Below are 20144 nucleotides of genomic sequence, written 5' to 3' on the forward strand. Positions count from 1 at the left end.
GGAGATGCCATATGTAGCAGGCTTTGTGCGGCATTGAAGAATGGCCATGCTGCGGCGCAAGATTGCGATCATGTAGTTTTTCTACTAGACTTTGCCGCGATCGGTCGGTCAATCCGGCCAGACCTCCCCACGATTCCAGCCGCCGGCGCCGCCGGCCACAGAGGAGCCGCCCGCATGGCCTCGCTGCATCCCACCCTGCTCAACGTGACCGAGCGCGTGATCGCGCGCAGCCGTCCCACCCGCATCGCCTATCTCGATCGCATCGCCGCCGCCCAGGGCCGCTTCCCGGCGCGCGGCGCGCTGTCCTGCGCGAATCTCGCGCACGGCTTCGCCGGCATGGAAGGCAACGACAAGTTCGTGATCAAGGCGATCCGCGAGCCGAACATCGGCATCGTGTCCTCGTACAACGAGATGCTGTCGGCGCATGCGCCGTACCTGAACTACCCCGACATCATCAAGGCGGCCGCGCGCGAGAACGGCGGCGTGGCGCAGTTCGCGGGCGGCGTGCCGGCGATGTGCGACGGCGTCACGCAGGGCAATCCGGGCATGGAGCTGTCGCTGTTCTCGCGCGAGACGATCGCGATGAGCACCGCGATCGCGCTGACGCACAACATGTTCGACGCCGCGCTGTGCCTGGGCATCTGCGACAAGATCGTGCCGGGCCTGCTGATCGGCGCGCTGCAGTTCGGCCACCTGCCGACCATCTTCGTGCCGGCCGGCCCGATGACGAGCGGCCTGTCGAACGACGACAAGGCCAAGATCCGCCAGCAGTTCGCCACCGGCCAGGTGGGCCGCGACGCGCTGCTCGAATCCGAATCGGCCGCCTATCACGGCCACGGCACCTGCACCTTCTACGGCACCGCTAACAGCAACCAGATGCTGATGGAGGTGATGGGCCTGCACCTGCCGGGCTCGGCCTTCGTCCATCCGCATACGCCGCTGCGCGACGCCCTGACGGCGGCCGCCGCGCGCCGCGTGCTCGACCTCACCGTCGAGCGCGGCAACTACACGCCGATCGGGCACGTGGTCGACGAGAAGGCGGTGGTCAACGGCATCGTCGCGCTGCTGGCCACCGGCGGCTCGACCAACCACACCATGCACCTGGTGGCGATCGCGCGCGCGGCCGGCATCCTGATCGACTGGGACGATTTCGACCAGCTCTCGGCGGTGGTGCCGCTGCTGGCGAAGATCTACCCGAACGGCAAGGCCGACGTGAACCACTTCCATGCGGCCGGCGGCGTGGCCTTCCTGGTGCGCAACCTGCTCGAGGGCGGCCTGCTGCACGAGGACGTCAATACCGTGGCCGGCAAGGGCCTCGCGCACTACACCTTCGAGCCGAAGCTGCTCGACGGCAAGCTCGAATGGGTGCCGGGCGTGGCCGAGAGCGGCGATGCCAAGGTGCTGCGCCCGATCGGCGAGCCGTTCGCGCCCGACGGCGGCCTGCGCCTGATGCAGGGTCGCCTGGGCCGCGGCGTGATCAAGATCTCGGCGGTGGCGCCCGAGCACCGCAAGGTGGTCGCGCCGGCCATCGTGTTCGAATCGCAGGAAGCCGTGCAGGCCGCCTTCGACGCGGGCGAGCTCAAGCGCGACTTCGTCGCGGTGGTGCGCTTCCAGGGCGCCCGCGCCAACGGCATGCCCGAGCTGCACCGTTTGACGCCGCTGCTCGGCGTGCTGCAGGATCAGGGCTTCCATGTCGCGCTGGTCACCGACGGCCGCATGTCGGGCGCCTCGGGCAAGGTGCCGGCGGTGATCCACGTCTCGCCCGAAGCGCTGCTCGACGGCCCGCTGGCCAAGGTCCGCACCGGCGACACCATCGTGATCGACGCGCAGGCCGGCGTGCTCGACGTCGAGATCGACGCTGGCGAATGGGCCGCGCGCGAGCTGGCGCGCCCGACGCACCAGGCCGACAACGAGGTCGGCTTCGGCCGCGAGCTGTTCGGCGTGTTCCGCGCCGCGGCGATGCCGGCCGAGGCGGGCGCCTCGGTGTTCGGCGCGTTGGTCGGCGAAACCACGCACGTCGGCGTGGGCGTGGCGCACTGAGCGCCCACTGATATCCTCGCGAACCGCAACGAGACGAATCCAGTTACAGGAGAAGCAGCAGATGAAGACGATCCACGACATCGTGAAACTCGGCCCGGTGATTCCGGTCCTCGCGTTCGAGACGGTTGAGCAGGGCGAGCACGTGTCGCGCGCGCTGCACGCGGGCGGCGTGAAGGTGCTGGAGATCACGCTGCGCACCGAGGCGGGCCTGAAGGCGATCGAGCGCGCCAGCCAACTGGCCGACGACATCGTGGTCGGCGTGGGCACCATCACGCGTCCCGAGCATTGCGCCCTGGCCAAGAAGGCCGGCGCGCAGTTCGGCGTCTCGCCGGGCCTGACGCGCGACATGCACCAGGCCGCCAAGGACGCGGGCCTGCCGCTGCTGCCCGGCGTGATGACGCCGACCGACATCATCGCCGCGCTTGAGCTCGGCTACGAGGTGGTGAAGTTCTTCCCGGCCCAGCAGGCCGGCGGCATCCCGATGCTGCAGGCCTTCCACGGCCCGTTCCCGACGCTGAAGTTCTGCCCGACCGGCGGCATCAGCGCGCAGAGCGCACCCGACTTCCTCAAGCAGCCGAACGTGGTCTGCGTCGGCGGCTCCTGGCTCACGCCGAAGGCGGCGCTGGCCGCGCAGGACTGGGCCGAGGTCACGCGCTTGGCCCAGGCGGCCAGCCAACTGCCGCGCTGAACGTTCGCGCGCGATCCGTGCGGCCGGGCGACATGCCCGCGGCGGCCGCGCGGGAGCGCTGCTTGCATGGGCCGGGCACGCCTGCCGCGTGATCATCACGCCAGGCCGCACCGGCCGGCTCGCCTGCCGCCGATCCCATGTTCCCGGCTTGCCGGCGAGCCGCGGCCTGCCTCCATCCATTCCCCGCTTCCCCTATAGTGATCCGCGCCAGCGTGAGCTCGCTGCAGGCCCGTCCGGCATCGCGTACGATTCCTCAGACTTGGCTGCTTTTATAGGGGTTTTTGCGCATGGAACCGGTTCTATCGCGCACCGCGAAACGAAAGTAGAATTCAGCGTCCTGTAGGGCGCCGGCGGCGTGCCTGCAGGCCCATTGAAGAAGGCCGGGCGTCGTTGCTCGCCTGCCCGGTGCCAACAATCCAAGGAGGAGTCCATGGGGGCTGTTCAAGGCAGCATGCTGCTGGTTTGCGCGCTGATCGCGATCGTCTTGCTGATCGTCATGATCGCGCGCTACAAGATCTATCCGTTCCTGGTACTGATCATCGTCTCGCTCGGCCTCGGCCTGGTGGTCGGCATGCCGATGGACAAGATCGTCAAGTCGTTCGAGACCGGCAACGGCAACACGCTGGGCCACATCGCCATCGTGGTCGGCCTGGGCACCATGCTCGGCAAGATGATGGCCGAATCGGGCGGCGCCGAACGGATCGCCGTCACCATGATCGGCTGGTTCGGCGAGAAGAACATCCACTGGGCGATGATGTTCGTCGCGATCATCATCGGCTTGCCGGTGTTCTTCGAGGTTGGCTTCGTGCTGCTGATCCCGATCGCGTTCAACGTCGCCAAGCGCACCGGCAAATCGCTGCTGCTGGTCGGCTTGCCGATGGTGGCGGGCCTCTCGGTGGTGCACGGCCTGATTCCGCCGCACCCGGCCGCGCTGCTCGCGGTCCAGCAATACGGCGCCGACATCGGCAAGACCATCGCCTACGGCCTGATCGTCGGGATCCCGACCGCGATCATCGCCGGCCCGCTGTTCGCGCTGGTGATCCACAAGTACGTCAAGCTGCCGGAGAACAATCCGCTGGCCGCGCAGTTCATCGACTCGGGCGACCAGGCCAAGCGTGACCGCGAGCTGCCGAGCTTCGGCATCACGCTGTTCACGATCCTGCTGCCGGTGGTGCTGATGCTGATCGGCAGCTGGGCCGACCTGCTGTTCGCGCCCAAGACGCTGCCCAACAACCTGCTGCGCTTCGCCGGCACCTCGGACGTGGCGCTCCTGATCGCCGTGCTGGTCAGCTTCTGGACCTTCGGCGCGAAGCAGGGCTTCAACCGCGAGCAGATCCAGAAGTTCTGCGGCGACTGCCTGGCGCCGATCGCCGGCATCACGCTGATCGTCGGCGCGGGCGGCGGCTTCGGCGGTATCCTGCGCGACAGCGGCATCTCGCAGCAGATCGTCGCCACCGCCACCCAGGCGCACCTGTCGCCGCTGCTGCTGGGCTGGTTCGCCGCCGCGCTGATCCGTCTGGCGACGGGTTCGGCCACGGTCGCGATGACCACCGCCTGCGGCATCGTCGCGCCGATCGCGGCGGCCGCCGGCGGCACGGTCAAGCCCGAGCTGCTGGTGCTGGCCACGGGCTCCGGCTCGCTGATCTTTTCGCACGTGAACGACGGCGGATTCTGGCTGATCAAGGAATATTTCGGGATGACCGTGGGTCAGACGTTCAAGACCTGGACGGCGCTCGAAACGCTGATTTCGCTGCTCGGCCTCGCGTTCACGATGGTGCTCGCCACCGTTCTGTAACAAGCAAGGGGTAGTCAATGATTTTGATCGCAATGGGCGTCTCGGGCGCCGGCAAGACGCGCATCGGCGAACTGCTGGCGGAGCGTATCGGGTGTACGTTCACCGACGGCGACGCGTTCCACAGCGCCGCCAACAAGGAGAAGATGCACCACGGGATCCCGCTTACCGACGACGACCGCTGGCCGTGGCTGCAGTCGATCCGCGCGGCGATCGAGGAGAAGCAGCGTGCCGGCGAGACCGCCGTGTTCACCTGCTCGTCGCTCAAGCGCTCGTATCGCGACGTGCTGCGTGGCAAGGATGCCGATGTGCGCTTCGTCTACCTGCACGGCACCGTCGAGGTGCTGAGCGAGCGCCTGAAGACGCGCACCGGCCACTTCTTCGATCCCTCGCTGCTGAAGAGCCAGCTCGACACGCTGGAAGTGCCGGGCGAGGACGAGGCGGTGCAGGTCAGCATCGACCAGACGCCCGAGCAGATGGTCGACGAGGTGCTGGCCAAGCTGAAGCTGCCGGCGGCGAAGTCCTGAGTCGCCCTTGCGACCAGACGGGCCGGCGGCAGCCGGCCCGCATCAACCGAAAGGCATGAAAAAAGGCGCCCGGCGGCAACGAGCCCCGGGCGCCTTTGCTTGTGGCCTGCATCGCGCGCGGCGGGCACCGCGCGCGATGTGGCGATGTGTCTTACGCGATCCGCTTGGCCAGCTCGACCGCCTTGCCGATGTACGAGCCCGGCGTCATCGCCAGCAGCAGGTCCTTGGCGTCCTGCGGGATCGCCAGGCCGCCGACGAACTGCTGCAGCGCCTCGCGCGTGATGCCCTTGCCGCGCGTCAGTTCCTTCAGTTGCTCGTAGGGGTTCTCGATGCCGTAGCGGCGCATCACGGTCTGCACCGGCTCGGCCAGCACTTCCCAGCAGTTGTCGAGATCCTCGTTCAGGCGCGCCGGGTTGACCTCGAGCTTGTCGATGCCGCGCGTGAGCGCGTCGTAGGCGAGCAGCGAGTAGCCGAATGCGACGCCGATGTTGCGCAGCACGGTGGAATCGGTTAGGTCGCGCTGCCAGCGCGACACCGGCAGCTTCTCCGAGAGGTGGCGCAGGGTGGCGTTGGCCAGGCCCAGGTTGCCTTCCGAGTTCTCGAAGTCGATCGGGTTGACCTTGTGCGGCATGGTCGAGGAGCCGATCTCGCCGGCCTTGGTCTTCTGCTTGAAGTAGCCCAGCGAGATGTAGCCCCACACGTCGCGGTCGAGGTCGAGCAGGATGGTGTTGGCGCGGGCCACCGCGTCGAACAGCTCGGCCATGTAGTCGTGCGGCTCGATCTGGATCGTGTAGGGGTTGAAGCTCAGCTTCAGGCGGTTCTCCACCACGTCCTTCGAGAAGGCTTCCCAGTCGAAGCTGGGATAGGCCGACAGGTGCGCGTTGAAGTTGCCGACCGCGCCGTTCATCTTGCCGAGCAGCTCGACCTTGGCGATGCGCTCGATGGCGCGCGCCAGGCGCGCCGCCACGTTGGCGATTTCCTTGCCGAGCGTGGTCGGGCTGGCCGGCTGGCCATGCGTGCGCGAGAGCATCGGCTGCTCGGCCTGGGCGTGCGCGAGCGCCACCAGGCGCTGGTGCACGGTGCGCAGCGCGGGGACGATCACGTTGTCGCGCGCGCCGGCCAGCATCATGCCGTGCGAGGTGTTGTTGATGTCTTCCGAGGTGCAGGCGAAGTGGATGAATTCGCTGGCGCGTTCGAGTTCCGCCTGGCCTTTCACCGATTCCTTGAGCCAGTATTCGACGGCCTTCACGTCATGGTTGGTGACGCGCTCGATCTCCTTGATGCGCGCCGCGTCGTGCGCGGTGAAGCGCTCGACCAGCTGCAGCAGGAACTGTTCGGAGGCGTCCGAGAAACGCGGCACCTCGGCGAAGCCGGCACGCGACAGCGCGATCAGCCAGTGGACCTCGACGGTCACGCGGTGGCGCATGAACGCGGCCTCGGAGAGCCAGTCGCGCAGGGCTTCCGTCTTGCTGGCGTAGCGGCCGTCGAGCGGCGAGAGCGCGGTGAGGGCGAAAAGGGTGTCGGGGCGGGTGTCGGACATGATGGGGCTGCCGGTCGGGCGTGGAGAGAGTCAACCCGGAATTTTACCATCGGCGCGGGCCGGCCCCGGCGCGGTGGTTGGCCGGCGATGGCGTGGCCCGGATGGCGAGCGGGGCCGGCGTGCCGGCTGCTCGTTCGTGGGTGGGCGGTACCGGCTTCGGCAGGCCTTGCCCGGCGGCCCGTCTTGCCGCTCGATCGGGCGCTCCGGGTGCCGCTTCGACGCCGCGCTCGGAAGCTTGGCTTCGAATCGTGACGGTTCGGCCTGGCCTCTCGCATCACGGCTGGCTCCACTGCCGGCCCGGCAGCGCAGCCAGCGCCGGCTCACTCGGTGGCGTGCGCGGCATGCAGCGCCACGCCCGCCGGGGCGCCGGCGCCGGCGGTGCTGGCCCAGCCGAGCCATTGCGAGCGCAGCATCACCACCAGGCCGCAGGCGACGGTGGCCAGCGCGCCGAAGGTCGCGAAGCCGAGCTGGTAGCTGCCGGTGCTTTCCTTGGCGATGCCCATCACCACTGGCAGGTAGAAGCCGCCGATGCCGCCGGCCGCGCCGACGATTCCCGACAGCAGCCCGGTGCGGCCGTGCCAGCGATGCGGTACCAGCTGGAAGGTCGAGCCGTTGCCCAGGCCGAAGGCGAGGTAGAGGCACACTAGCAGCGCGATGCCGCCCGCCAGCGGCGGCATCCAGGCGGCGAACGCGAAGTCGGCCGCGGCGATGATCGCCAGCAGTACGATCAGCGCGCGCACGCCGGTCACGCGGTCGGCGAGGTAGCCGCCGAACGGCCGCACGATCGCGCCGAGGAAGGCGAGCAGGGACATGAACAGGCCCGCGTCGATCTTCGGCATCTGGTAGAGGTTGGTCAGCAGCAGGCTTACGTAGGAGGACATCCCCACGAAGCCGCCGAAGGTGATGCTGTAGACCAGCATCACCACCCAGGTGTCGCGCTCGGCCAGCACCGCGCGATAGCGGGCCGGCAGCACCGCGATGGCCAGCAGCGCGCCGAGCACCGGCAACAGCAGCACGCCGGTCTTGCCGGCGCCGAACAGGCCGGCATGGACCGCCAGCACCAGCGCCACCAGGCCCGCCAGCGAGACCAGGAAGGCCGCCATCGCGCGTCGCGTGCTGCCCGACTTCTCGCCACGGTCCTCGGCCCAGGCGAACAGCGCGAAACCGGCGATCGCCAGCAGCGGCAGGGCGGCCGCCGTCGAGAATTTCCAGCCCAGCGCCTGCGCGATGTGGGGGAACAGGAAGCCGTCCAGCACCGCGCCGATGTTGCCGGCCGCTGCCAGGCCCAGCACCAGGCCCTGCACCTTGGGCGGATAGCTACTGCCGGCCATCGGCAGCGCCACCGCGAAGCTCGCGCCGCCGATGCCGAGGAACACGCCCAGCACCAGCAGCAGCGTGTAGGAGGGCGTGCCCGGCACGAAGGGCAGCACCACCGCGGGGATCGCCGACAGCAGCACGCCCATCAGGGCGATGCGGCGCCCGTCGGTCGACTGGTAGAGGTTGCCCAGCGTCACGCGCAGGATCGCGGCGGCCAGCACCGGCACCGCGACCAGGAACCCCTGCTGCGCGGCCGACATGACGATGTCCTTGCCGATGAAGGGCGCGAGCGGCCCGTACAGCACCCACACGGTGAAGCCCGTGTCGAAATAGAGGAAGCAGGCGAGCAGCGAGCGCCAGTTGCCGCTCGAGAGCGAGGCACGGAGGGGGATCATCGAGGAGCTCCGGGGAATCCATGCGTGGTGGGGCGGATCGATGCACGCGGAGGCCGCCGCCCGTTTCCCGGCCGTCCGCGGCACGCCTTCCGCAAGCTTCATGCCATTGCCGCGCATGTTTTCGTGCCCGGCTTCGCGCCGATTTCGGGCGCTCGGCGGGATCGTGCGCCGGGCGCGGTTTCCGTCCTTGCGCGGGCGGATGCGGCGCGCGCCCGTGGCGCCCGGTGCGGCGCCAGGCGCCGCTGCCCGCGCATCGCTCGCAGGCGGTGCCTGCCCGGCGGCGGCGCGCGTGCGGCACCGCACAAGTGCATCCGGATCGGATCGGTGCGCGCCCCGGCGGCGGCAGGTGGTGGGGCCGGTCATCGGCACGGCTGGCGGGGCGCCGCCGCGGCTACAATGCGGGCTTCACAATCGCCGCGCGCAGCAAGGGTCCGCATGGAACTGAAATGGCTGGAGGACTTCGTCTCGCTCGCGGAGACGCGCAGCTTCAGCCGTTCGGCCGAATTGCGGCATGTCTCGCAGCCGGCCTTCTCGCGCCGGATCCAGGCGCTCGAGGCCTGGCTCGGCACCGAGCTGATCGATCGCTCGGTCTACCCGACCCGGCTGACCCAGGCCGGCCAGGTGTTCCTCGAACAGGCGCTGACGATGCTGTCGCAGGCGCACGAGGCGCGCACGCTGCTGCGCGGCCACGCGGCGGCGCCGGTGCCGACCATCGAGTTCGCGGTGCCGCACACGCTCTCGCTGACCTATTTCCCGTTCTGGCTGCAGCGCATCGAGGCCAAGCTGGGCCCGGTGCATACGCGGCTGCGCGCGCTGAACGTGCACGACGCGGTGCTCTCGCTGGTGGAGGGCGGCTGCGACCTGGTGATGGGCTACCACCACCCAAGCCACCCGGTCGCGCTCGACCCGGCCCGCTACGACATGCTCACGCTCGGCATGGAGCCGATCAGCCCGTTCTCGGCGCCGCTGCGCCCGGGCCGGCCGCGCTACGCGCTGCCCGGCGCCGCCGACGCGCCGGTGCCCTACCTGTCCTACACGCCGAACGCCTATCTCGGTCGCATGACCGAGGTGATCATCGCCAACGCGCGCGAACCGCTGTTCCTCGACCGCGTCTACGAGACCGACATGGCCGAGGGGCTCAAGGCGATGGCGCTGGCCGGCCATGGCGTGGCCTTCCTGCCGCACAGCGCGGTGGAGGACGCGGTGGCCGGCGGCGAGCTGATCCGCCTCGACCGGCCGGCGCGCGAGGGCGGCGCGCAGCCCTTCACGCTGAACATGGAGATCCGGCTCTATCGCGACAAGCTCGCGGTGCATGGCGACGAGGCCCGGCAGGCGCTGGTGCGCGAGCTGTGGGACGCGGTGATCGAGGAACTGGCGCAGCGCGCCGGCTGAGGGCGGAGCGGCCTGCAGCCCGGTTGCGGCCAATTCCGACCCGCGGGTGAGGTTAATTGGCGCGCTCGATCACCGGCACGCGCCTCGCGTCGCGTCCGGTGCAACCGTTGGTGAGCCTTGCCCAGCAAGGCTTCCGGCCGATTTTCGGCAGTTTCGGGTGGCGCCGCCCGGCGCGCCGGCGCCACTCGCGCGCGCCGCTGAAAAGGCATGGCGATTGCTTCCGTTCACACGCGGAACGCGCGCTTTGTCCAGCAATAGCGCGATCATGCAAGAAACGCATAATCGAATAATCAAACGGCATTGGATTTCGAAAATGCGTTTTTCGACAATGTGCGTCATTCGCTGACCGTTGGAGAATCCATGTCTTCGCAACCGCAGTCCACGTCCCCCGTGCAATCCGTGCCGTCCTACCTGAACGCCGAGGCGCTCGGTCCCTGGGGCAACTACCTGCAGCAGGTCGATCGCGTCGCGCCGTACCTCGGCTCGCTGTCGCGCTGGCTCGAAACCCTCAAGCGCCCGAAGCGCATCCTGGTGGTCGACGTGCCGATCGAGCTCGATAACGGCACGGTCGCCCACTTCGAGGGCTACCGCGTGCAGCACAACGTCTCGCGCGGCCCGGGCAAGGGCGGCGTGCGCTACCACCAGGACGTGACGCTGTCGGAAGTGATGGCCCTGTCGGCCTGGATGTCGGTCAAGAACGCGGCCGTCAACGTGCCGTACGGCGGCGCCAAGGGCGGCATCCGCGTCGACCCGCGCAAGCTTTCGCGCGGCGAGCTCGAGCGCATGACGCGCCGCTACACCAGCGAGATCGGCATCATCATCGGGCCGAACACCGACATCCCGGCGCCCGACGTCAACACCAACGAACAGGTGATGGCGTGGATGATGGACACCTATTCGATGAACCAGGGCCTGACCGCCACCGGCGTGGTGACGGGCAAGCCGATCTCGCTCGGCGGCTCGCTCGGCCGTCGCGAGGCGACCGGCCGCGGCGTGTTCGTGGTCGGCTGCGAGGCCGCCCAGAAGAAGGGCGTCGAGATCAAGGGCGCGCGCATCGCGGTGCAGGGCTTCGGCAACGTCGGCGGGATCGCCGGCAAGCTTTTCCAGGAAGCCGGCGCGAAGGTGGTGGCGGTGCAGGATCACACCGGCTCGATCTACCAGCCGGCGGGCCTGGACGCGGTCAAGCTGCTCGACCACGTGGCGCGCACCGGCGGCGTGGCGGGCTTCGAGGGCGCCGAGCCGATGGCCAACGACGAGTTCTGGACCGTCGAGACCGAGATCCTGATCCCGGCCGCGCTGGAAAATCAGATCACCGAGAAGAACGCGGGCAAGATCCGCACCAAGATCGTGGTGGAAGGCGCGAACGGCCCGACCACCACGGCCGCCGACGACATCCTCACGGCCAACGGCACGCTGGTGATCCCCGACGTGATCGCCAATGCCGGCGGCGTGACGGTTTCGTACTTCGAGTGGGTGCAGGATTTCTCCAGCTTCTTCTGGACCGAGGACGAGATCAACCAGCGCCTCGAGCGCGTGATGCGCGAAGCCTTCGCCGGCGTGTGGTCGGTGGCGGAAGAGCACAAGGTGTCGGTGCGTACCGCGGCCTTCATCGTGGCCTGCAAGCGCATCCTGATGGCGCGCGAAATGCGCGGTCTGTACCCCTGATCGACGCGCGCGCGAGCGATCGACACGGCATCGCGGCCTACCGGCCGTGACGCCAGCGCCTGGCGGGCGCCACCGGATCCGGTGGCGCCCGCTTCGCGCATCCGGATCAAGCTTCGGATGCGCGCCCACCGCGGCCGACAGAAGCCGTGGCGTAAGAAGAACAGCGGGTTAATAATAATTTCTTTCAAAAAAGTTACTTTGCTAGACTGCCAAAGCTTAGCCCTAGGAGATACCAGATGAATTTCAATAAAGCGCTGCTGCTGGCCGCCGCTCTCGCCACGTTTGCCGGCGGCGCCATGGCGCAGGAAACGGGAACGCTGAAGAAGATCAAGGACACCGGCGTGATTGCGCTCGGCCATCGCGAGTCGTCGATCCCGTTTTCGTACTACGACCAGAACCAGAAGGTGGTCGGCTACGCGCGTGACTTCCAGATGAAGGTCGTCGACGCGGTCAAGAAGAAGCTGAACCTGCCCAACCTGCAGATCAAGGACATTCCCGTCACCTCGCAGAACCGCATCCCGCTGGTGCAGAACGGCACCGTCGACATCGAATGCGGCTCGACCACCAACAACCTCGAGCGCCAGAAGCAGGCTGCCTTCTCGACCACCTACTTCGTGATCGGCACGCGCCTGATGACGTCCAAGGATTCGGGCATCAAGGACTTCGCCGACCTGAAGGGCAAGACCGTGGTGACCACCGCCGGCACCACCTCCGAGCGTCTGCTGCGCGCGATGAACAACGACAAGCAGATGGGCATGAGCATCATCAGCGCGAAGGATCACGGCGAATCGTTCCAGACGCTGGAGACGGGCCGCGCGGTCGCGTTCATGATGGATGACGCGCTGCTGGCCGGCGAACGCGCCAAGGCGAAGAAGCCCGACAACTGGGTGATCGTCGGCACGCCGCAATCGGAAGAAGCCTACGGCTGCATGATGCGCAAGGACGATCCGGCCTTCAAGGCGGTGGTGGATGGCGCGATCACCGAGCTCGAAAAGTCGGGCGAGGCCGCCAAGCTCTACACCACCTGGTTCGAGAAGCCGATCCCGCCGAAGGGCCTGAACCTGAACTTCCCGCTGTCGGATTCGATGAAGAAGCTGTACGCGAACCCGAACGACAAGGCGCTCGACTGAGTTTCGCGGGTCACCCCCCACGCTCTCACGCAACGGAAGAGGCATGTGCTTCTTCCGTTTCTTTTTGCCGGAGTCTTGTCCATCATGTCTTACCACTGGAACTGGGGCATCTTCCTGAGCCCCGTTTCGACGGGCGAGCCGACCACCTATCTCGGCTGGCTGCTGTCGGGCTTCTGGGTGACGATCAAGGTCTCGCTCGCCGCCTGGGTGATCGCGCTGATCGTCGGCTCGCTGTTCGGCGTGCTGCGCACCGTGCAGGATCGCCGCCTGTCCGCGATCGGCACGCTGTACGTGTCGATCTTTCGAAATATCCCGCTGATCGTGCAGTTCTTCGTCTGGTACCTGGTGGTGCCCGAGTTGCTGCCCGCCTCGATCGGTACCTGGATCAAACAGTTGCCGCCGGGCACGCAGTTCTTCACCGCCTCGATCGTCTGCCTGGGGCTGTTTACCGGCGCGCGCGTGTGCGAGCAGGTGCGCTCGGGCATCAATGCGCTGCCCAAGGGCCAGCGCGCGGCAGGCCTGGCGATGGGCTTCACCGAATGGCAGACCTATCGCTACGTGCTGCTGCCGGTGGCCTACCGGATCATCGTGCCGCCGCTCACCTCCGAGTTCCTGAACATCTTCAAGAATTCGGCGGTGGCCTCCACGATCGGCCTGCTCGACCTGTCCGCGCAGGCGCGGCAGCTGGTCGACTACACCGCGCAGACCTATGAGTCCTTCATCGCGGTGACGCTCGCCTACGTGATCATCAACCTGGTCGTGATGGCCTTCATGCGCTGGGTCGAGGCGAAGACGCGCCTGCCCGGCTATATCGGAGGCAAGTGATGCACGATTTCGACTGGAGTGGAATCCCGGGGGCGCTGCCCTCGCTGTGGACCGGCGCGATCGTCACCCTGCAGATCACCTTGCTGGCGATCGTGGTCGGCATCGTCTGGGGCACCTTGCTGGCCTTGATGCGGCTCTCGGGCGTGAAGCCGCTGCAGTGGTTCTCGCGGCTCTACGTCACGGTGTTTCGCTCGATCCCGCTGGTGATGGTGCTGCTGTGGTTCTTCCTGATCGTGCCGCAGGTGCTGCAGGGCGTGCTCGGGCTGTCACCGACCATCGATATCCGGCTCGCCTCGGCGATGATCGCGTTCTCGCTGTTCGAAGCCGCGTATTATTCCGAGATCATCCGCGCCGGTATCCAGGCGGTGCCGCGCGGCCAGGTGAATGCGGCGTTCGCGCTCGGCATGAGCTACGGGCAGGCAATGCGTCTCGTGATCCTGCCGCAGGCCTTCCGGGCGATGGTGCCGCTGCTGCTCACGCAGGCGATCGTGCTGTTCCAGGACACTTCGCTGGTCTACGTGATCAGTCTCGCGGACTTCTTCCGCACCGCCACCAACATCGGCGATCGCGACGGTACCAGCGTCGAGATGGTGCTGTTCGCGGGCGCCTGTTATTTCGTCGTGTGCGTGCTCGCCTCCGCGCTCGTCAAGGGTCTCCAGAAAAAGGTCACAAGATGATTTCCATCAAGAATGTTTCGAAGTGGTACGGCCAGTTTCAGGTGCTGACCGACTGCACGACGGAAGTGAAGAAGGGTGAGGTGGTGGTGGTGTGCGGGCCCTCGGGCTCGGGCAAGTCGACCCTGATCAAGACCGTGAACGGCCTCGAGCCGTTCCAGCAGGGCGAGATCCTGGTCAACGGCGAATCGGTCGGCGACAAGCGCACCAATCTGTCCAAGCTGCGCTCGAAGGTCGGCATGGTGTTCCAGCACTTCGAGCTGTTCCCGCATCTGTCGATCACGGAAAACCTGACGCTCGCGCAGATCAAGGTGCTCGGCCGCGGCAAGGACGAGGCCAACGAGAAGGGCCTCAAGCTGCTCGACCGCGTCGGCCTGAAGGCGCATGCGCACAAGTATCCCGGCCAGCTCTCGGGCGGCCAGCAGCAGCGCGTGGCGATCGCCCGCGCGCTGTCGATGGACCCGATCGCGATGCTGTTCGACGAGCCCACCTCGGCGCTCGACCCCGAGATGATCAACGAGGTGCTCGACGTGATGGTCGAGCTCGCGCAGGAAGGCATGACCATGATGTGCGTGACGCACGAAATGGGCTTCGCCAAGAAGGTCGCCCATCGCGTGATCTTCATGGACAAGGGCGCCATCGTCGAGGACGACCGCAAGGACGAGTTCTTCGCCAATCCGAAGTCGGATCGCGCCAAGGACTTCCTGGCGAAGATCCTGCACTGATCGATCGCGGCCGCGGCCGCGATCGCCGCAAGCGGAACGCCCGGCTTCGTGCCGGGCGTTTTTTCATTGCGGCGCCGGAATCGACGCGATCGCGTAGGGGGCGAAGAAGGCGGGGGCGAAGAAGGCGGGGGCGAGGATGGCGGGAAGCGGGCAGGGCGCGGCTCGTGCCGCGCGCCGCTCAGAAATCGGTGGGATCGTCGCCGGCCGCGACTTCGGCGGCGGCCGCCGCGAGCGTGACATCGCCCAGCGCGGTGCTGGCGGCAACCGCCGCGGCACGCTGGCAGTTCTGCGAGGCGGAAGGGTCGAGCGAGGGATTGCGCAGCTTCTCCAGCACGATCTCGGGCACCTTCACGCGCGTGCTGGCGGCCACGTCGCCGCACTGGAACATCACCAACTGGCCCGGCTCGAAGGCGGTCCAGACCTCGTCGTCGGTCAGCGGCTGGGTGGCGATCACGGCGACCCGGTCCTCGGGCGTGGTGTACTTGGCGAAATCGATCGAGAGATCCTCGTCGATCAGGTGCGCGGTCGAGAACGGCCAGCGGCGCACCAGGTAGTGCAGGCGCGTGGAGCAGTGCGCGAACAGCGCCTGCCCGTTGGACAGCAGGAAGTTGAACACGCCGTGCGAGGTGATGTCCTCGGTCAGCTCGGCGAGCCGCTCGAACAGCTCGGGCAGCGGCGGCTGGGCGCCCGGGAAGGTGTCGCGCAGGCCCTGCATCAGCACGCAGAAGGCGCGTTCGCTATCGGTGGTGCCCACCGGCTGGTAGACGCCGTCCTCGAGCGTGGGCGCGTAGCCGGGCAGGTCGCCGTTGTGCGCGAAGATCCAGTGCCGGCCCCACAGCTCGCGCATGAAGGGATGGCTGTTCTCGAGCAGGATCGCGCCCTGCGTGGCCTTGCGGATGTGCGCGATGGTGTTCTTCGACTTGATCGGATAGCGCTTGACCATCTCGGCCAGCGGCGAGGTGGCCGAAGACTGATGGTCGAGGAACAGGCGGCAGGCCTTGTCCTCGAAAAACGCTATGCCCCAGCCGTCCTTGTGATGATCCGTGAGCCCGCCGCGGGCCGCGAAGCCGGTGAACGAGAAGGTCACGTCCGTGGGCTCGGCACAGTTCATTCCGAAGAGTTGGCACATAGGTGTTGCGGCAGGTCAGGCAGGGGAGGCACCGGGCGGAACCGGTACAATGACGGTTTCAAGCATATCACCGAGCCCCGGGCGGCTGAAGCGGAACCCGCGTGCGCACGGCCCCGTGTTGCGGTTTTCCGTCACTCCCGACGGTCACGGGGCACGAACGCGGCGGCCGCCGTCCCGCCGCCCGTCCATCCCTACGACGCCCCATGACCGCTCCGAACGCCGCTCCCGCCGTGTCTCCCGTTTCCTCGCTGACCCTCGCCCGCCCCGACGACTGGCACCTGCACGTGCGCGACGGCGCGATGCTCGCCGCAGTGCTGCCGCATACGGCGCGCCAGTTCGGCCGCGCGATCATCATGCCGAACCTGAAGCCGCCGGTCACCACCACCGCGCAGGCCGAGGCCTATCGCTCGCGAATCCTCGCCGCCGTGCCGGCCGGGATGCGCTTCGAGCCGCTGATGACGCTCTACCTGACCGACAACACGCCCGGCGACGAGATCCGCCGCGCCAAGGCGAGCGGCTTCGTGCACGGCGTGAAGCTCTATCCGGCCGGCGCCACCACCAATTCCGATGCCGGCGTGACCGACCTGCGCAAGTGTGCCGGCGCGCTCGAGGCAATGCAGGAAGTCGGCATGCCGCTCCTGGTGCACGGCGAGGTGACCAATGCCGAGATCGACCTGTTCGATCGCGAGAAGGTCTTCATCGACCGCGTGATGACGCCGCTGCGCCGCGATTTCCCGGCGCTCAAGGTGGTCTTCGAGCACATCACCACCAAGGACGCGGCCGACTACGTGCGCGATGCGGACGCCGCGCCCGGCACGCTGGGCGCCACCATCACGGCCCATCACCTGCTCTACAACCGCAACGCGATCTTCACCGGCGGGATCCGGCCGCATTACTACTGCCTGCCGGTGCTCAAGCGCGAGACCCATCGCGTGGCCCTGGTGGAGGCGGCCACCTCGGGCAATCCGCGGTTCTTCCTCGGCACCGACAGCGCGCCGCACGAGAAGAACGCCAAGGAAGCCGCCTGCGGCTGCGCCGGCTGCTACACGGCGCTGCATGCGCTCGAGCTGTACGCCGAGGCCTTCGACCAGGTCGGCGCGCTCGACAAGCTGGAAGGTTTCGCGAGCTTCTTCGGCGCCGATTTCTACGGCCTGCCGCGCGCCAGCGAGACAGTCACGCTGCGTCGCGAGAGCTGGCAACTGCCGGCCACGGTCGAGGCCGGCGACACCTCGGTGGTGCCGCTGCGCGGCGGCGAGTCGATCGGCTGGCGTCTCGCGTGAACGCGGGGGGCGGCGGCGCACGCGCGGCCGCGCCCGGCTTCGATGCGATCGACTGGGCCGCGCCGTGGCTCGCGCCCTTCGCGGCGCGCGGCCCGCGCTGGCAGGCCGCGGCGCTGGCCGGCGAGGCCGACTGGCTGGCGGCCCTGGGCGAGGATGCGGCCGTGGCCGGCATCGCGACCGGGCGCGGCCGGCTGCTGCGCTTCATCGCGCAGTCCGAGCTGCCGCCCGGCGTCGCCTACGAGACGCAGATCGCCGCCACCGGCGGCGTGCCCACCCGTCATAACCTCCACGATTTCTTCAATGCGCTGGTCTGGTTCGCCTACCCGCGCTTCAAGGCCGCCATCAACGCGCGGCAGGCCGCGGCGATCGACACGCTCGGCGTGGGCGGCGCGCGTGGTGGGCTGCGCGACGCGCTGACCCTCCTCGACGAGAACGGCGCGCTGTTCGTGTGCGCCGATCCCGCGCTCGGCGAGGCGCTGCGGTGCTTCGGCTGGCAGGCGCTGTTCGTCGAGGCGCGCGCGGCCTGGGGCCGGGCCTGCGAATTGCGGCTGGTCGGCCATGCGCTGCTCGAGAAGCTGGTGCAGCCCTACAAGGCCTGTACCGCGCATGCCTGGATCGTCGCGGCACCGCCCGCCTATTTCGATTGGGACGAGGGTGCGCGGCGCGGTTGGCTCGATGCCCATGTCGCTGCCGGTTTCGACGCGCGCCTGCCCTCGAGCCGCGGTTTCGCACCGCTGCCGGTGCTCGGCGTGCCGGGTTGGTGGCCGGCCAACCAGGATCCGGGCTTCTACGAGGACGCGCAGGTATTCCGGCCCGGGCGACGCCAGCCGGCCTGAGCGCGACGTCCGGCCCGGCCGGCTGCGGCGGGATTGCCGGGCGATTCGACCCCGATCGATTACGCTGCAATCACGGCGGCTTCCCGACGCGAAACGGCCACGTCCGCCGCTCCCGGCTCGCGGCGCGACCCCGTCGATGCTAAAATCCGCCTCGCAAAGTGGGCCAGGCAGTCGCGGCCTGCGCGGTTTCGGCTGCGCGGGGCGAGGAAAGTCCGGACTCCGCCAGGGCAGGGTGATGGCTAACGGCCATCCGTGGTGACACGCGGAACAGGGCAACAGAGAACAGACCGCCGATGGCCCGGCGCAAGCCGGGATCAGGTAAGGGTGAAACGGTGCGGTAAGAGCGCACCGCGGCTGCGGCGACGTAGGCCGGCACGGTAACCTCCACCCGGAGCAATTCCAAGTAGGCAGGCGCGCATCCTCGCGATGCAGGACGGTGCCCCCGTTTCGCCTGCGGGTAGGAAGCTTGAGCGCGTCAGCAATGGCGTGCCTAGAGGAATGACTGCCACGCCTCGCGCGTCCTGGACGCGCGAGGTGCACAGAATCCGGCTTATCGGCTCGCTTTGCCGCTGGATTGAAGAAGGCCGGCGCCCCGGAAGGGCGCCGGCCTTTTGCTTTGGCGCGTGGGCTTTCGGCGCGCGGGCGCGCCGGCCGGCCTCAGTCGGCGACGATGTCGAACGAATGCGTCAGCTCGGCCGTCTTGGCGATCATGATCGAGGCCGAGCAGTACTTGTCGTGCGACAGGTTGATGGCGCGCTCGACCGTGGTCGGGTTCAGGTTGCGGCCCTTCACGGTGAAGTGGAAGTGGATTTTGGTGAACACCTTGGGATCCTCGCTGGCGCGCTCGGCCTTCAGCGACACCGAGCAGCCCGTCACTTCCTGGCGGCTCTTCTTGAGGATCAGCACGACGTCGTAGGCGGTGCAGCCGCCGGTGCCGAGCAGCACCATTTCCATCGGGCGCGCGGCGAGGTTGTGGCCGCCGCCCTCGGGGGCGCCGTCCATCGTCACCAGATGGCCGCTGCCCGTCTCGGCGACGAACGCCATGCCATCCTGGCCCATCCAGCTAACTTTGCATTCCATGCGTGTGCTCCAGCGTTTGCCGATTCGATTGCGAACCGGCATTGTAGCCCGTGCCACCAGGCTCGGCTGATGCGCTGCGGGAACGGCGGCGGTCTCGTCGCATCGCCCGAGGTTTCCCTCCAGGCGGCGGCGCGCCCTGATCCCGGAGATGATGGCTAAGACGCTGATTTCAATCGGGATTGCGGAAACGGCAACGATCGATACGAGAATTTCATATTATGGTTGGCGTTTTCACTATATAGATTTGCTTGTATTGCGCTGCCCAGGTTCCTATAATTTTCCTCATCGATTGTCGCACTGCGGCAATCCCTGCATGTCTCCTCCACCCTCCTCCAAAGGTGGATTAAGCCCGAACGATGGTTCGGGCTTTTTTTCGCCGGTCCGCCGCCGGTCGTGCAGGCGGGGGCGGCTTTCGACCCGTCCCCGGGCGCTGATTCGAACCGCGAGAAACGGGGCTCGATACGAGCCGATCTCGCCTCATCGCGGCGTCGCGAGCCGGTCCCCGCGCTAGACCTCGATTTCTTTGACCGCTCCCGCAGATTTCCTTTATAATTCAGGGTTTTCCGCATTCATGCCCGCGGAGAAGACCAGGGAGAGCCTGCACAGCGCCCAGAGCGCAACCAATCCAAGCAGGAAAAAACAAGGGCAGCAGTCATTATTTTTGGATCGATCATGAAGACGTTTTCCGCAAAAGCCCATGAGGTGACGCGCGAATGGTACGTGATTGACGCGACGGATAAGGTTCTCGGCCGTGTCGCCAGCGAAGTGGCACGCCGTCTGCGCGGCAAGCACAAGCCTGAGTTCACCCCGCACGTCGACACCGGTGATTTCATCATCGTCATCAACGCGAGCAAGTTGAAGGTCACGGGCAACAAGGTTCTCGACAAGAAGTACTACCGTCACTCGGGCTACCCGGGCGGCATCTATGAAACGACGTTCGGCAAGATGCAGGAACGCTTCCCGGGCCGTGCGCTCGAGAAGGCGGTCAAGGGCATGCTGCCGAAGGGCCCGCTCGGCTACGCGATGATCAAGAAGCTGAAGGTCTACGCAGAAGCGACGCATCCGCATTCGGCACAACAGCCGAAGGCGCTCGAGATCTAAGGGGACCC

At 67.6% G+C, this 20144-nt stretch carries 17 protein-coding genes and 1 other RNA gene; 14 read left to right on the forward strand and 4 right to left on the reverse strand.

Annotated elements, in window-relative coordinates:
- Positions 1-174 precede the first annotated feature (174 nt).
- From edd to BM43_RS26620, 4 genes are all read left to right on the forward strand, one after another.
- The gene (edd, locus tag BM43_RS26605) at positions 175-2040 is read left to right on the forward strand and encodes a phosphogluconate dehydratase (RefSeq protein WP_025096785.1); all 1866 of its coding nucleotides are present in this window, start codon (positions 175-177) and stop codon (positions 2038-2040) included.
- A 61-nt stretch (positions 2041-2101) separates the two neighbouring features.
- Positions 2102-2728, forward strand: a complete 627-nt coding sequence (gene eda / locus BM43_RS26610; protein ID WP_013696640.1) for a bifunctional 4-hydroxy-2-oxoglutarate aldolase/2-dehydro-3-deoxy-phosphogluconate aldolase — start codon at positions 2102-2104, stop codon at positions 2726-2728.
- A gap of 430 nt (positions 2729-3158) precedes the next feature.
- Entirely contained in the window at positions 3159-4523 is a 1365-nt protein-coding gene (locus BM43_RS26615; protein WP_013696641.1) for a GntT/GntP/DsdX family permease, read from the forward strand.
- Positions 4524-4540: 17 nt separating this feature from the next.
- Positions 4541-5047, forward strand: coding sequence for a gluconokinase (locus BM43_RS26620; protein WP_013696642.1), 507 nt, complete (start codon positions 4541-4543; stop codon positions 5045-5047).
- A gap of 151 nt (positions 5048-5198) precedes the next feature.
- Here the strand turns inward: BM43_RS26620 and purB are convergent, their stop codons facing one another.
- Positions 5199-6587 carry an adenylosuccinate lyase gene (gene purB, locus BM43_RS26625; protein ID WP_036048264.1) on the reverse strand — a complete coding sequence of 463 codons (1389 nt, stop codon included), beginning with the start codon at positions 6585-6587 and terminating at the stop codon, positions 5199-5201.
- 320 nt (positions 6588-6907) lie between these two features.
- On the reverse strand, positions 6908-8299 hold the full coding sequence (locus tag BM43_RS26630; protein ID WP_036048261.1) for an MFS transporter: 1392 nt from the start codon (positions 8297-8299) through the stop codon (positions 6908-6910).
- 435 nt (positions 8300-8734) lie between these two features.
- Here BM43_RS26630 and BM43_RS26635 point away from each other — a divergent pair, with 435 nt between their 5' ends.
- From BM43_RS26635 to BM43_RS26660, 6 genes are all read left to right on the forward strand, one after another.
- Complete coding sequence (locus BM43_RS26635) at positions 8735-9691, forward strand: LysR family transcriptional regulator (RefSeq protein WP_013696645.1); 957 nt, start codon at positions 8735-8737, stop codon at positions 9689-9691.
- 360 nt (positions 9692-10051) lie between these two features.
- Entirely contained in the window at positions 10052-11356 is a 1305-nt protein-coding gene (locus BM43_RS26640) for a Glu/Leu/Phe/Val family dehydrogenase (RefSeq protein ID WP_013696646.1), read from the forward strand.
- 236 nt (positions 11357-11592) lie between these two features.
- Positions 11593-12486, forward strand: a complete 894-nt coding sequence (locus tag BM43_RS26645; RefSeq protein WP_036048257.1) for a glutamate/aspartate ABC transporter substrate-binding protein — start codon at positions 11593-11595, stop codon at positions 12484-12486.
- Between the two features lie 84 nt (positions 12487-12570).
- Entirely contained in the window at positions 12571-13311 is a 741-nt protein-coding gene (locus BM43_RS26650) for an amino acid ABC transporter permease (RefSeq protein WP_013696648.1), read from the forward strand.
- Positions 13311-13988, forward strand: coding sequence for a glutamate/aspartate ABC transporter permease GltK (gene gltK / locus BM43_RS26655; RefSeq protein WP_013696649.1), 678 nt, complete (start codon positions 13311-13313; stop codon positions 13986-13988). Before BM43_RS26650 ends, gltK begins: the two co-directional genes overlap by 1 nt.
- A complete protein-coding gene (locus BM43_RS26660) occupies positions 13985-14710 on the forward strand; it encodes an amino acid ABC transporter ATP-binding protein (protein ID WP_017920956.1) in 726 nt (241 codons plus the stop codon). The genes gltK and BM43_RS26660 overlap by 4 nt, the downstream gene beginning before the upstream one ends.
- Positions 14711-14888: 178 nt before the next feature.
- On the opposite strand, the gene BM43_RS26665 is transcribed toward BM43_RS26660, so the two are convergent.
- Positions 14889-15839: a class II glutamine amidotransferase gene (locus tag BM43_RS26665; protein ID WP_036048253.1), complete on the reverse strand. Its 951-nt coding sequence runs from the start codon at positions 15837-15839 to the stop codon at positions 14889-14891.
- Between the two features lie 203 nt (positions 15840-16042).
- On the opposite strand from BM43_RS26665, the gene pyrC reads away from it, so the two are divergent.
- From pyrC to rnpB, 3 genes are all read left to right on the forward strand, one after another.
- Complete coding sequence (gene pyrC, locus BM43_RS26670; RefSeq protein WP_036029781.1) at positions 16043-17119, forward strand: dihydroorotase; 1077 nt, start codon at positions 16043-16045, stop codon at positions 17117-17119.
- The gene (locus BM43_RS26675; protein ID WP_036048252.1) at positions 17116-17955 is read left to right on the forward strand and encodes a DUF3025 domain-containing protein; all 840 of its coding nucleotides are present in this window, start codon (positions 17116-17118) and stop codon (positions 17953-17955) included. Before pyrC ends, BM43_RS26675 begins: the two co-directional genes overlap by 4 nt.
- Positions 17956-18110: 155 nt before the next feature.
- Positions 18111-18524: RNase P RNA component class A (rnpB, locus tag BM43_RS37790), an RNA gene on the forward strand.
- 88 nt (positions 18525-18612) lie between these two features.
- On the opposite strand, the gene BM43_RS26680 is transcribed toward rnpB, so the two are convergent.
- Positions 18613-19077 carry an OsmC family protein gene (locus BM43_RS26680; RefSeq protein ID WP_172535096.1) on the reverse strand — a complete coding sequence of 155 codons (465 nt, stop codon included), beginning with the start codon at positions 19075-19077 and terminating at the stop codon, positions 18613-18615.
- A 630-nt stretch (positions 19078-19707) separates the two neighbouring features.
- Here BM43_RS26680 and rplM point away from each other — a divergent pair.
- A complete protein-coding gene (gene rplM, locus BM43_RS26685; protein WP_012734653.1) occupies positions 19708-20136 on the forward strand; it encodes a 50S ribosomal protein L13 in 429 nt (142 codons plus the stop codon).
- The last annotated feature ends 8 nt before the right edge of the window (positions 20137-20144 follow it).

The organism is Burkholderia gladioli (genome assembly GCF_000959725.1).
GTDB lineage: Bacteria > Pseudomonadota > Gammaproteobacteria > Burkholderiales > Burkholderiaceae > Burkholderia > Burkholderia gladioli.